Origin of the sequence: Acidipila sp. EB88 (assembly GCF_003858395.1) — a bacterium.
In the GTDB taxonomy this organism is placed as follows: domain Bacteria; phylum Acidobacteriota; class Terriglobia; order Terriglobales; family Acidobacteriaceae; genus EB88.
Map to the genome: position 1 here is coordinate 2,211,567 of NZ_QWEV01000005.1, position 12,162 is coordinate 2,223,728.

At 62.1% G+C, this 12,162-nt stretch carries 11 protein-coding genes; 10 read left to right on the plus strand and 1 reads right to left on the minus strand.

Annotated elements, in window-relative coordinates:
• Positions 1 to 34: 34 nt before the first annotated feature.
• The 3 genes from D1Y84_RS09815 to D1Y84_RS09825 all read left to right on the plus strand — a co-directional run bounded on the left by D1Y84_RS09815 (position 35) and on the right by D1Y84_RS09825 (position 4,950).
• Positions 35 to 1,324, plus strand: coding sequence for a glycosyltransferase family 87 protein (locus tag D1Y84_RS09815; RefSeq protein ID WP_124848342.1), 1,290 nt, complete (start codon positions 35 to 37; stop codon positions 1,322 to 1,324).
• 772 nt (positions 1,325 to 2,096) lie between these two features.
• On the plus strand, positions 2,097 to 3,407 hold the full coding sequence (locus D1Y84_RS09820) for an acyltransferase (RefSeq protein WP_124848343.1): 1,311 nt from the start codon (positions 2,097 to 2,099) through the stop codon (positions 3,405 to 3,407).
• Between the two features lie 115 nt (positions 3,408 to 3,522).
• Positions 3,523 to 4,950, plus strand: coding sequence for a glycosyltransferase family 87 protein (locus tag D1Y84_RS09825; RefSeq protein WP_158615413.1), 1,428 nt, complete (start codon positions 3,523 to 3,525; stop codon positions 4,948 to 4,950).
• Positions 4,951 to 5,076: 126 nt separating this feature from the next.
• Here the strand turns inward: D1Y84_RS09825 and D1Y84_RS09830 are convergent, their stop codons facing one another.
• Complete coding sequence (locus tag D1Y84_RS09830) at positions 5,077 to 5,904, minus strand: glycosyltransferase (RefSeq protein ID WP_124848345.1); 828 nt, start codon at positions 5,902 to 5,904, stop codon at positions 5,077 to 5,079.
• A gap of 387 nt (positions 5,905 to 6,291) precedes the next feature.
• Between D1Y84_RS09830 and D1Y84_RS09835 the strand changes: the two genes are divergently transcribed.
• The 7 genes from D1Y84_RS09835 (at position 6,292) to atpH (ending at position 12,162) form a co-directional block, all read left to right on the plus strand.
• Positions 6,292 to 6,888 carry a hypothetical protein gene (locus D1Y84_RS09835; RefSeq protein WP_124848346.1) on the plus strand — a complete coding sequence of 199 codons (597 nt, stop codon included), beginning with the start codon at positions 6,292 to 6,294 and terminating at the stop codon, positions 6,886 to 6,888.
• A 132-nt stretch (positions 6,889 to 7,020) separates the two neighbouring features.
• On the plus strand, positions 7,021 to 8,193 hold the full coding sequence (gene gcvT / locus D1Y84_RS09840; protein ID WP_124848347.1) for a glycine cleavage system aminomethyltransferase GcvT: 1,173 nt from the start codon (positions 7,021 to 7,023) through the stop codon (positions 8,191 to 8,193).
• Positions 8,194 to 8,209: 16 nt separating this feature from the next.
• Complete coding sequence (gene gcvH, locus D1Y84_RS09845) at positions 8,210 to 8,599, plus strand: glycine cleavage system protein GcvH (RefSeq protein WP_124848348.1); 390 nt, start codon at positions 8,210 to 8,212, stop codon at positions 8,597 to 8,599.
• Between the two features lie 27 nt (positions 8,600 to 8,626).
• Positions 8,627 to 9,991 carry an aminomethyl-transferring glycine dehydrogenase subunit GcvPA gene (gcvPA, locus tag D1Y84_RS09850; protein WP_124848349.1) on the plus strand — a complete coding sequence of 455 codons (1,365 nt, stop codon included), beginning with the start codon at positions 8,627 to 8,629 and terminating at the stop codon, positions 9,989 to 9,991.
• 370 nt (positions 9,992 to 10,361) lie between these two features.
• Positions 10,362 to 10,844, plus strand: coding sequence for an ATP synthase F0 subunit B (locus D1Y84_RS09855; protein WP_124848350.1), 483 nt, complete (start codon positions 10,362 to 10,364; stop codon positions 10,842 to 10,844).
• On the plus strand, positions 10,844 to 11,623 hold the full coding sequence (locus tag D1Y84_RS09860) for a hypothetical protein (RefSeq protein WP_124848351.1): 780 nt from the start codon (positions 10,844 to 10,846) through the stop codon (positions 11,621 to 11,623). Before D1Y84_RS09855 ends, D1Y84_RS09860 begins: the two co-directional genes overlap by 1 nt.
• Positions 11,623 to 12,162: an ATP synthase F1 subunit delta gene (gene atpH, locus D1Y84_RS09865; RefSeq protein ID WP_124848352.1), complete on the plus strand. Its 540-nt coding sequence runs from the start codon at positions 11,623 to 11,625 to the stop codon at positions 12,160 to 12,162. Before D1Y84_RS09860 ends, atpH begins: the two co-directional genes overlap by 1 nt.

The window sequence follows — 12,162 nt, forward strand, 5'->3', positions numbered from 1 at the left end:
CGACAACGGACCGTGTGCATGCTAGCGTTTCGCTATGTCCCGGTCGCAGATTGCTTTGCTGATCGTGCTCCTTGTCTGCCTTATTACTACGGGCAGGCAGGTGCACACGCCCAACCTTGCTGACTTTCAGGTTTATGACACGGCAGCGGCTGTTGCGCGTGCGCATGGTGGCTCGCATATCTACGATGGCGCCGACACGGGCACCGACCCCCAGCTTCGATTTGCAACCGAGACTACGCTGTATGCGCATGCCGCAAGAGGCCTCGGTATCCCTCGGCTGCGACTGTACGTATACCCTCCCGTGCTTGCCGACATGCTGATCCCTTTCTCGCTGGTGCCGGCGACGGAGGGTGGCCGCTGGTGGCTTGCAGCCAACGTTGCGGCTCTGCTTCTGATCGCCGCCTTGACTACGCAGATGCTCCGGTTGCCCTGGGTGAGCCTGGGTAGTCTTGGCGTGCTTATAGGATTGTTTGCTCTGTTCTCCACGGTCATGTGCCTGATCTGGGGTCAGATCACGATCCTGCTGCTGCTGCTGCTCACCGCGGCGATCCTGTGCTACCTGCGCGGCTGGCACACGGCTGCGGCGTTCATGCTCGCGCTGGCTACCGTAATCAAACTCACCCCGCTGCTCGTGGTCGCTCCCCTGTTCTGTTGGTGCGAGTGGCGCTTGCTGCGCGCCTACGCGGGTTGGCTGGCAGTGACCGGGTTGTTGATCTGCGTGGTGAACTCTCCCGCCTCACTCGTCGACTACTTCCTGCACGTCATGCCGTCCATGTCCAGTGCTCTGCCAAACTTCGAGAACAAGTCGCTGTTGTCTTCCATTCAATTGCTCTATGTCACGCTGCATGGAGGCGATGCAGCATCAGTCAGCATCGAGGTGCCGCTGCTGCTGATCAGGCTTGGCAAACTCTGTTCACTGCTGCTGGTCATGGCCGCTGTGGGCTGTGTCGCGCGCTTTGGCAGGCAGATGCAGCTGCCCGATCGAGCCATGACGCTGGCGTTGTTCGCTCTGATCTCTACCTGTGTCTCTCCGGTGTCCTGGAAGCATGCTTACATCCTGAGCTTTGTGGCCCTGGCGTTGCTCTGGAGCAACGCACTACGGCGCCCGCTTACCCCCATGCACCTCGCGCTGCTTACACTGTGTTCGATCGAACTTGGCAGCTTTGTGTTCGACCAGGTTGCTATCAAGTTGACCCATGGTGTGGGCGCAGGCTTGGCATCGATGCTTGCCCCCGTTGCTGGCATCGTGCTGGTGTTCACCACGCTCCTGCAAATGCGCCCGGGGGCTGTCGCCGCGACGCACGAAGAAGCGCCCTCGGCTTAACTGCAGGCGGTCTAAGTGCGTCGTATGTCCGCGCCCCATCTCCACTCCCGATCTAAATAGACGCCGAGCGCGGTACCCGCGTATGCACTGGAAGCCGACACGCAGCCTCGCATAGTAGGGCGGCTGGTCACCCTGATGGTGACTGATGGGCCATGACGTACTGCAAGCAGCTACTACTTCTTTCGGGTGAGCAGGCAGCGAACCCCGTTCTCCATCTGCCTCGCAAGTAAGCCATCCTAGCAAGCCGGATGCGGAGTGATCCCGGACCTATCTGCAACGAACGCGTCATTACAGACTTGCGCCGTGATATTCGCAGGGGTGCCCCATGCCGCCGGTAGCTGTGAAGGCGAGCAGCACACCGCTGCTGCAGAAGACTCGGTTGATCCAGCACGTGAGCATACTGTGCAGGACTATCTGCAGGTAACCGGTGCGCCTTCGAGTTCGCGGCGCTGCTGACCCGTGTCAGGAACTGAATGGTCAGCATCCTGCATGTGGCTCATCACGAGTGAAGGCGCGCAAAGCATCAATCCCACAAAAGCCTGCAAAGCTCCTAATCTACCCACCCCGAAAGTTGTAGAGCATTCGCGCTAACACGTTTGTGTAGCTAACCCGGGTAAGTCTTCACCTGGCATTCGCAACAGCCGCCATTGCGTCCTGGGTATGTGGCAAATCGTAATCTTACTAACATAATGTTACCGGGGTAATAAATCGTCTGTGTAGTCTTTACGCTGCATGCAGCCGCAGCAAACAATGATTTGGGAGCCCAGCGATTATGTCGGCAGCTATCAAGCGTCTCGTTGAAGGGGGCAAACCCTTCCCGGAGACGCAAGCAACGATTCAACCAAAGAAGCGATCGTCGTACCTGCCGACCCTGGACGGCTGGCGCGCTTTCGCTGTGTTGATCGTGCTGCTTGATCACTCCCCGACCATGCACCTCTGGCGCTTCAGCACGGAACACTTTCATGTGCTTGACGCGTTTGCCGTCGACCTCTTTTTTGCAATCAGTGGACTGCTGATCTGCAGCCGCCTGCTGGACGAGGAGTCGCTGACCGGCGAGCTGCACCTCAAGGGCTTTTACATCCGTCGCGTGCTGCGGATCCAGCCCGCGGCGCTGCTGATGCTCGCCGTTGTGGCCGTACTCACCGTGCTGCACTGCCTGCCGCCTTTCACCGCGGGGCTGGTGGCCTCCCTGCTGCTGGTGCGGAACTACATCGGCAACGAACCGGGTTTGGACGCAAGCTGGCCCACAGCACATTTCTGGTCGCTTTCGGTGGAAGAGCACTTCTACCTGTTCCTGCCGACGTTTCTGCGGGTCGTCAAGAAGGGGCGCGCCACGATCCTCCTTTCGCTCGCCGCGCTCGATTTCGGCTGGCGAGCCTGGGTCACAGCCCACAGCCACGCCATGCCTTTTCAGATCATCACGCGGAGTGATGTGCGTGCCGAGATGCTGCTGTTGCCGGCGGCGCTGGCCCTGCTGCTCCGCCGTCCCGCATTTAAGCAGCAGATGATTCGCCTCATGTCCCCTATGCTGGTGTTGATGGTGCTCATGATGGCGATGCCCGAGAAGAGTCCGATACATCTCGCCATGCTCTTGCTGCCGACCGCTCTGGTGGTCAGCACGGTGCTGAACCCCCAGACGTGGGTTGGCACACTGCTGGAGCTCGCCCCGGTCCGCTACATCGGGCGCATCTCGTACGGTCTGTATCTATGGCAGGAGCTTTTCCTGTCCCAGCACTTCGCGCCAGGCCTGCATCCCTTTGGCGTGCTGACACAACCGTGGCTCACCTGGCCTGCCGTGTTCGCCTGCGCCATCGCCAGCTACCACCTGGTGGAGCTGCCCTGCATGCGACTCGGTCACAAGCTCGCGCGCCCTGCCACACCCGGCCGCCCGTCGCTCGAGAAGGGACTTCCGGCGCATGTGCCCGAACGCGTGCGCTACATCCCAAGCACGCCACGACCCGTGCGCCGGCCGCCCGTGCCGCTGCCTGACAGTGGCTACGCGCCTTCCATGCCGCTCGCCTTTGCGCGCGACGTGCAGGGAGGCCAGGCCAGAAAGACCAACCATGAACGACCCAAGCTGTAATCGCGGCGAAGGCATGGTGCCTGCTGTCGGGGGTGCATGCGTGCTTCGCTCCCCCGACTCCGAGAACGTACAGGCTGGCAGTACACCGCGAGTCTTTGAAAGGAAGTTCAATCGCATGACTCGTTCTTTGGACACGATGACGCACGGTACGACCACAGTTGCGCCTCCGGAGTCTGCGTTCGAGCAGGCTCCGCTTGGCACAGTACCCGCCCGAAGCTCCGGCCTGGTAAAAATCACGTTGCTGCGCAAGGGACTCGGCTGCCTGCTGATGATCGTCGCGCTGCTGTTTTTTCTCTGCAGGGGGTATGACGACGAGCGGACGGTACTGCAGTTGCGGGATTTCAAGCAGCCGTATTCCAGCGCTCGCTGCCTGCTGAAGGGCTGCAACCCATACAGTGAAGCCGAGACGGAAGCCGCATTTGTGCAGGCCGGCGGCGACAACAGCGATGTGCGCGTGTTTGAACCGTACTCCGCGCTCTACCCGCCTTTCTCGTTCGCGGTGCTGGCCCCGGTGGCCGCGCTCCCATACCCGGTCGCTGCCAGGGTATGGATGGCTTTTGTGGCGGTGTCGTTCAGCGCAGCGGTGGTGCTGACGGCTGAACTCTGTCTATCGTTCGCTTCGGTGGTGAGCCTTGTGCCGCTGGCGCTGATGACGGCGACAAGCACCATCCTGCTGATGCTCGGACAGATCTCGGGCCCGGTGATCTCGCTTTGCATCATCGGGCTCTGGTGCCTCATTCGCGGCCGGGCTACCTGGCTGGCGGTGGTGTGCCTGTCACTTGCTGCCGTGCTCAAGCCGCATGATGCAGCGCTGCTGATCCTGTACCTCCCGTTTGCGGGCCGCACCTGGCGTCGCGCCTTTGTGGCTATTGCAGTAGCTTGTGTAGTCGTGGTGGCGGCCGGTACCTACTGGTGCGCGCACACCCCGGCTGCGGCGCACTGGCTGCAGGACCTGCAAACCAACCTTCGCGGCAACAGCAGCGCAGGCGCGGTGAACGATCCGCACCGCGGCTACTTCGAAGCCGTCAACATGGCAAATCTGCAGGCGTTGCTGGCCCCGGCGTTTCCGGCGGTGGCAGTCTACAACCGCCTGGCCCTGGGCATCACAGCCCTGCTGCTGGCGTTCTGGAGTGTTCCAGCAATACGCATGGTCAACAGCCGCGCGAAACACGTGCTCGCCCTTGGGGGCCTGGCATGCATCACGCTGCTGCCGATCTATCACCGGCAGTACGATACGCGCATCCTGCTTGTGCTCAGTGCCTCGGCGGCGATGCTGCTGCTGTGGCGCGCACGCACCTGGGGTGTTGCGGCGCTGCTGCTTGTCTTTGTTGGATACGTTCTCACAGCGCACCAGTACCTCAACCGGCTCACTCTCGGGCATCACCCCGCAATCGCGCAGGCGAGCACCCTCAAGACCATCCTGCTGTACCGGCCTTTGCCGCTCATCGAGCTTACGCTCGCCATCTTCTTTGTGGCCGCGTTCTGGGCAGCCTACCGCGCGTCCACACGCCGTGGGGCTGAGCCGCTGCTCGTCGAGATTTAGAGAGAGGCTTGCGGAAACAGGGCAGGGCAGGGCAGTGCAGTAACAGAGCCTGGGCGGAGGTTGCACGGCTTTGAGCCAGTAGCAATCTCCGCCCACGCTTTCGCACGGTGGGCTTAACGGCTCAGGCTAGCGTGCAAGATAGCGCTGGTAAATGTGGAACAACTCCCCGAACGCTTTGAAGAAGTCGAGTGATCCAACCTTGGAGCCGGCTACATCGGTCCACTCCGGAAGGGGATACTCATAAATCTGATCGCGCAGTGGCACCTCGTCACTGCGGTGACGGGCAGAGAAGCGCGCAAGCAGTTCCACATCGAAGATCCATCGCGACTGAAAGGGTGCCGCCAGCACCTGGGTCAGCTCAGGGGTGACCCGGAACAGCTTGGCGCCGCACTGCGTGTCGTAGATCGGCAGGCGCAGCAACGTCGAGGCAGTGGTGGCAAAGCAGCGGCCGAGATAGTGGCGCAGCGGCTGGCGCTGGATAGCGCGGCCAAGCAGCCGGACGCGCGCACCGAACACCATCGTCAGTTGCGGATGGCGCAGCAGGATTGCTTCAAGATCGGGGATCTGTTCAAGAGGTGTGGCAAGATCCGCATCCCAGAAACCGGTGATCTCGCAACCCTTGAGTGACAAGGCGTGGAGCATGCCGTGGCGAACCGCTTCCGCTTTGCCCCCGTTGGGCTGTTTGTCCAGCACCCGGATACGCGCGGGAAACCTGGAACGCAGATCCTGAAGGACCGACAGGGTGGCATCGCGGCTGCCGTCATTCACAAACAGCAGCTGCAAGTCCCGGTTCTCGGTGTTCTGGAGAAAGGTCACGAAGTCGTTGGTCCGGAGACGCGCTGCTTCGTTGTAACAAGGCACCACTACCGTGCAACGGGCGGAGCTGGGGGCCACCTGTGACTCGAAGCGTGACGCCGTTGCCGATGTGAACTCCTGGGGTTCTCTCTCATCCATAGCGGTCTTAAAAGTACGCGAACTCCCCTGGTTCCCTGAGCACGGCTCCGCGGCTCCGAAGGCGCCGCGCCAAAATGCGCCCGTGACGAGCGGTAAAGGAAGCGCCGATTCAAGGCACGCCGCCAAATTGAGGTTAGTATAGCCCAGTAGACAGGGCACCAAAGGGCCTAAGCTCGCTCCCGCAAGTTACAAACGGCTTATGCCCGACCCTTGTATTCAGCGTTGCTAGATGGCACAGCCACGCATAAGCTTGTGATCCGAACGGATACTGTCGCCGCCCTGCGGGATGAGTGTCTGTTCTGTGTGGGACCGTTGCCGCCAGGAGGATTTCCAACACCTCTTTCTGATCGGGTGCATCCCATGCTCGTGAAAACGAAAGGACAATCCATGCGTACCAGCTATCTTGTCTCCACCCTCGCATTGGCCTCGTGCGTGCTGCTGTCCGGCTGCTCCAGCAAGAAGGCGGCTTCCAAGGACAACTTCAAAAAAACCATCGGCAACTACTACAACGCGCACGCCGAGTGTGTCTGGTCGAGCTCGATCAAGTTCCCGATCGAGGCCGACCCCAAGAGCGGAGATCAGACGGCTGGCTACGATGCGCTCACCGATGCAGGCCTGCTGACGCGGACCAGCGCCCAGAAAAAGGTGTTCATCTTCGGGTCCAAGCAGGTCAACGACTATGACCTGTCGGCCAAGGGTCGTTCGACCTGGACGCCTGACCCTCAGCAGCCCGGATACGGCAACTTCTGCTTCGGCCATCGTGAGGTCACCTCCATCGACAACTACACGACCTCCGACGACAGCAAGGGTGCGCAGGTGGCCAGCGTGGACTACCACTACACCATCGGCGGGGTGGCCGACTGGGCCAAGACCACCGAGATGCAGACAGCGTTTCCGACCATCCAGGCAGACCTGTCGGGCGCCAAGGTCGACAAGGCAAACCTGATCAATACGGATGACGGCTGGCAGGTCTCGCACGATTAAGCAGCCTTCGCAGGGGAGCAGGGCAGCAGCCTGCTCCCCTCACCGCATGGGCGCCCGGCTGCTTGGCCGGATGGCGCCGCATGGTACCGTTATTGCTTAAAGGCTCTGCCCTGAGCCCCAGCGAGGAACCGCGTGCCGGCGACAGAAACAGCACTCCGCAAGACCGCTCTCAATGCTCTCCATCGTTCTCTCAAGGCCAAGATGGTCGACTTCGGCGGCTGGGACATGCCGGTCGAATACGCCGGTGTTTCGGCTGAACACATGGCCGTCCGTACGGGCGTGGGCCTGTTCGATGTAAGCCATATGGGCGACATCCAGCTGCGTGGTCCGCAATCGCTCGATGCCGTGCAGAAGTTCTCCATGAACGATGCGTCAAAGCTGCAGATCGGGCAGGCGCAGTACTCGGCGATGCTCTACCCGCAGGGCACGTTCGTGGACGACATCATCGTGCACAAGCTTTCGGACAACGACTACCTGATCGTCATCAATGCGGGTACCCGCGAGAAGGATCATCAGTGGATCCGGCAGCAGGCGCAGCCGTTCAAGTGCCACGTCTCGGACTACTCGGACCACTACACCCAGCTCGCCATCCAGGGGCCACGCGCTGCCGAGGTGCTGCAGAAGCTGACCGACCTGCCGCTGTCTGAGATCAAGAACTATTGGTTCCGCTGGGGCAAGGTGTGCGGCCTGTACAACGTGATGGTGGCGCGCACCGGCTACACCGGCGAAGACGGCTTCGAGATCTACATCCCGTCGGACGAAGCAACCAGCGTCCGTGTATGGAACGAGATCATGGAAGCGGGCCGCGAGTTCGGTATCCAGCCCTGCGGCCTGGGCGCGCGCAACACGCTCCGGCTTGAGTCGGCCATGGCGCTGTATGGTCACGAGATCTCGGACACGATCAATGTCTATGAAGCCAACCTGGGCCGTTATGCCAAGCTCGACAAGGGTGTGGACTTTACTGGGGCCGAGGCACTTCGCAAGGTGCAGGAAGGCGGCGGTCCGGATCGTCGGCTGGTCGGCCTCGAAATGATCGATCGCGGCATCGCCCGCGATGGGTATCCCCTGTTCGACGCGGACGGCAAGCAGATCGGTGAGGTGGTCAGCGGCTCTCCCGCACCATTTCTCAAGAAGAACATTGCGCTTGCGTACCTGCCCACAGCCTTTGCCGATGTGAGCACGCCGCGCGAGGTGTATGTGGGCATCCGCGGCACGATGGTGAAAGCACTGACCACACCCACGCCGTTCTACAAGCGCGCAAAGGCAGCAACCACTGCCCCCACCGCAACCCCTTCATTGTCGTAAGGAGATCAACCGAAGCATGAGCTATCCGGACACCTACCGCTACACCCGTGAACATGAGTGGATCCACGTTGAGAATGGTGTGGGCACCGTCGGCATTACCGATCACGCGCAGTCCACCCTGGGCGATATCGTCTTCGTGGAAGCGCCGAAGGTAGGCGCCTCTGTCGAAAAGAGCAAGGTTTTCGGATCGGTCGAATCAGTAAAGGCTGTCTCGGACCTGTATGCCCCGGCATCCGGTGAGGTCACCTCGGTCAACGATGAGCTCGCGACCGCACCCGAGTCGTTGAACACCGATCCGCACGGCGCCTGGATCATGCGCATCCAGCTCAGCAGCCCTGCCGAGATCGACGGACTGCTGTCGGCAGCGGACTATGAGAAGTTCGTCTCCGAAGAAACCGGTCACTAAGCTCCTCTGCCCGCAAAGGATCCTGTTATGCGCTACCTCCCGAAGTCCGACCAAGAACGCGTTTCCATGCTCCAGGATATCGGTGTGGCCAACATCGACGCCTTGTTCTCGGTCATCCCCGAGCAGTTCCGGCTCACGCGCGATCTCGACATCCCGGCCCAGATGGGCGAGTCCGAGATCATCGGCTACTTCAAGCAGGCAGCCGCACACAACGCAAACGGCTACTCGAGCTTCCTCGGCGCAGGCGCTTACCGGCACTACCGCCCCGTGGTCATCGACTCGCTGGTGCAGCGCGGCGAGTTCCTGACGTCCTACACGCCCTACCAGGCGGAGATCACGCAAGGCACCCTTCAGGCGATTTTTGAGTTCCAGACGATGATCTGCGAGCTGACCGGCATGGACATTGCCAATGCCTCCATGTACGACGGCTCGACCGGCGCGGCCGAGGCTGCGATGATGGCCATTCGCATCACGGGCCGCGACCACGTGGCAGTCGCGCGCACGGTGCACCCCGAGTATCGCGAGGTGATGCACACCTACGCCCAGCACCAGGGAACCCGCCAGACCGAGGTCGATTACATCGCCGAAGGCAAGGCCTCGGCCGGACGCGTGGACCTCGCTGCGCTGGCAGCCGGGATCACCGACGACACCGCCTGCGTGCTGGTGCAGTCGCCCAACTTCTTCGGCGTGGTCGAGGACATCCCGGCCATCGCCGAGATCGTGCATGCCCGGGGAGCTTTGCTGATCGTGTCGATCGCCGAGGCTGTTTCGCTCGGCGCGGTTCGGCCACCCTTTGAGGCAGACATTGTTTCGCTGGAAGCGCAAAGTTTCGGCGTTGCCCTGTCCTATGGCGGGCCGTACTGCGGTGTGATCGCAGCCAAGGAGAAGTACCTGCGGCAGATGCCGGGCAGGCTGGTCGGCGAAACCAAGGACAAGCACGGCAACCGCGGCTTCGTCCTGACACTCTCCACGCGCGAGCAGCACATCCGCCGCGAAAAGGCGACCTCCAACATCTGCACCAACCAGGCCCTGGTCGCGCTGATGGCGACGATCTTCCTGACGGTGTACGGGCGCGAGGGTATTCGCGAACTTGCCGAGCATAACCTCGCCAAGGGCGACTACGCAGCCAGGACCCTGTCCTCATCCGGCAAGCTGCTGTTTGCCGGCACGCCCCGCTTTCACGAGTGTGTGCTGCAGACCGACGAGACCGCTGCGGAACTGCAGGCGCGTCTGCTCGATGAGAAGATCATCGGCGGCCTTGATCTGAAGAAATGGTACCCGGAGCTCGGCAATGCCACGCTGTGGTGCGCAACCGAGTTGACCACCCGCGACGAGATCGACCAGGCAGCCTCCTTGCTTGCCGGCGCACCGGTTGCCACGGCCGCACGATAGCACCTGCCGTATGTAGCCAGAGCGCGCCGCGTGCCAGCGCGCTCTGGCTGCATCGGCCCAGGTCCAGCGGGGTCGATGTGACCTTAGACACCCTTCCGCGACGACTAAGTGCGAGCCAAGCGAGATATGCGCCCGCTGCCCGGCATCGCACTGGAGATGCCGCAGAAGCCCATGCAGCACGCGGCCAGTGCATTGCATGCGCATTGTTGCATACGCAGTGTTTACACGCCCCCGGTCGCCTTCACCAACCGCCCTGTGGTATCAATAGGGAGCGCGCATGTTGGGGCCGGTGAGCTCACCTGGCGCCAAATCCAAGCCGCGCGACGCTCCCTTTTACCCGCTTTACCGCTCTACCTGATCCGACACTCGTATGGACGATATTCTGCGCCAACTCGGTGACCTGTTTCTCGGTTCGATCCCGACCATGGTCATCTTTCTTCTTCTCGTGTTTTGTTACACCGTGCTGGTGCACCGGCCGTTGGGCAAAACGCTTGCCCAGCGCCGTGAGCGCACGGCTGGCGCGGTGGACAAGGCGCATGCCGCCATTGCCCTGGCCGAGGCCAAAACCCAGGAATACGAAGCGCGGCTGCGTGCAGCACGCTTAGAGATTCAGCAGAACCGCGACCGCCAGGCAGCCGCCTGGAGCGCCGCGCGTGACAAGGCTGTCGCGGAAGCGCGCGAAGCCGCCACCGGGCAGGTTCGTGCCGCCCGCGCTGCCCTGGCCGCCGACGCCGAACAGACGCGTGCCGGTATGGCCGCATCGATTGACGCGCTGGCGCAGCAGATCCTTTCCACGATCCTGCCGCCCGCCGCACGCGACACTGTGCCCCAGGCACAGGAGGCGCGCTCCTGATGCGCTGTTTCGCTCGCAACACCAAGAACAGCCCAACCCGGCTTCGGGGATTTGCAGCTCCGTCCCTGCTGGCGCTTGCGCTGCTGTGTCCGCTGGTGCCGGCAATCACCGCCCACGCGCAAGCCACGGCGCAAACGGCTCCTCAGCCGACCAGCCACTTGCAGCACGATCCCCAGACCACCGGGGGGCCTGCGACCAAGATGGAGGGCGGCGTGCCCGAGGAAGGGCTGGAGCAGTACACCCACTCCTCTACCGTGGCCGCCATCGCAAAGCACCTTGGCGTTTCCACCGCCCAGGCCGCGCGATACTTCGAAGATTTCAACTCTGGCGTCCTGATCCTGGTGATCCTGTACTTCTTGGTGAAGTTGCTGCCGGGCAAGTTCCGCGCCAAGCGGCAGGGCATCACCAAGGACCTTGAGAGTGCACGCCAGCAGACCGCCGATGCTCAGGAACGTCTCGGGCGCATTGAGCGCCAGCTGCAGTCCATCGGGACCGAAGTAGACGCGTTGCGCCAGCAGGCAGCAGCCTCAAGCCATCGCGACGAGATCGCCATGCAGCAGGCACTTGAAACCGAGCGGCAAAGAATCGTGCGCGCCGCGCAGGCCGAGATCCAGGCAGCGCAGGCAACTGCGGAACGTGGTTTGAAGCGTTATGCTTCGGACCTTGCCGTGGATCGCGCTGCGGAGCGGGTGCAATTGACCACTGAAGGAGACAAGGCGCTGGTGGATGAGTTTCTGCAGGGCCTTGCCGGTGAGCTCGGCAAACGGGGGCAGAACTGATGGCTACCGTGTATGCCGCACGCTATGCCCGCGCACTGCTCGACGTAGTCGAGACCAACAAGATAGACCCCGAAGCCGCTGGTCGCGAACTTGCCGACCTGCTGGATGCCTGGTCCGAGAGTGCCGCGCTGCGCAACGTATTTCTCGACCCCTCTTACGCGGCTGACAAGAAGATCTCCCTGCTGGACAAGCTCAACGAGCGACTCCACATGCAGAAGACACTGCGGAACTTCATCGCGGTGATCCTGCGCCATGAGCGCATGGAGGCTTTTCCGGAGATTGTCTCGGAGTACGACCGCATGGTGCGTGGCGACCTCAAGATCGCCAGGGTGGAATGGACCAGCGCACGCGCGCTCAGCACCGAGGAGCGTGGGGCGATTGAGCAGCGCATTGCAGAGTTGACCGGCACGCGGGTCGAAGCGACCTTCCGTGAAGATCCGGCTCTGCTGGGTGGCGCACGGTTGCAGATCGGCTCCGTGGTCTACGATGGCACGGTGCGCGGGCGGCTGGACCAGTTGAAGGAACGGCTCGCCTCCTGA

What these genes read in the sequence shown, in the direction of transcription:
- D1Y84_RS09830 (WP_124848345.1), bottom strand. Translation starts at nt 5,904, where the DNA reads ATGGATGAGAGAGAACCCCAGGAGTTCACATCGGCAACGGCGTCACGC.
- atpH (WP_124848352.1), top strand. Translation starts at nt 11,623, where the DNA reads ATGGCTACCGTGTATGCCGCACGCTATGCCCGCGCACTGCTCGACGTA.
- gcvH (WP_124848348.1), top strand. Translation starts at nt 8,210, where the DNA reads ATGAGCTATCCGGACACCTACCGCTACACCCGTGAACATGAGTGGATC.
- D1Y84_RS09860 (WP_124848351.1), top strand. Translation starts at nt 10,844, where the DNA reads ATGCGCTGTTTCGCTCGCAACACCAAGAACAGCCCAACCCGGCTTCGG.
- D1Y84_RS09825 (WP_158615413.1), top strand. Translation starts at nt 3,523, where the DNA reads ATGACTCGTTCTTTGGACACGATGACGCACGGTACGACCACAGTTGCG.
- D1Y84_RS09820 (WP_124848343.1), top strand. Translation starts at nt 2,097, where the DNA reads ATGTCGGCAGCTATCAAGCGTCTCGTTGAAGGGGGCAAACCCTTCCCG.
- D1Y84_RS09855 (WP_124848350.1), top strand. Translation starts at nt 10,362, where the DNA reads ATGGACGATATTCTGCGCCAACTCGGTGACCTGTTTCTCGGTTCGATC.
- D1Y84_RS09815 (WP_124848342.1), top strand. Translation starts at nt 35, where the DNA reads ATGTCCCGGTCGCAGATTGCTTTGCTGATCGTGCTCCTTGTCTGCCTT.
- gcvPA (WP_124848349.1), top strand. Translation starts at nt 8,627, where the DNA reads ATGCGCTACCTCCCGAAGTCCGACCAAGAACGCGTTTCCATGCTCCAG.
- D1Y84_RS09835 (WP_124848346.1), top strand. Translation starts at nt 6,292, where the DNA reads ATGCGTACCAGCTATCTTGTCTCCACCCTCGCATTGGCCTCGTGCGTG.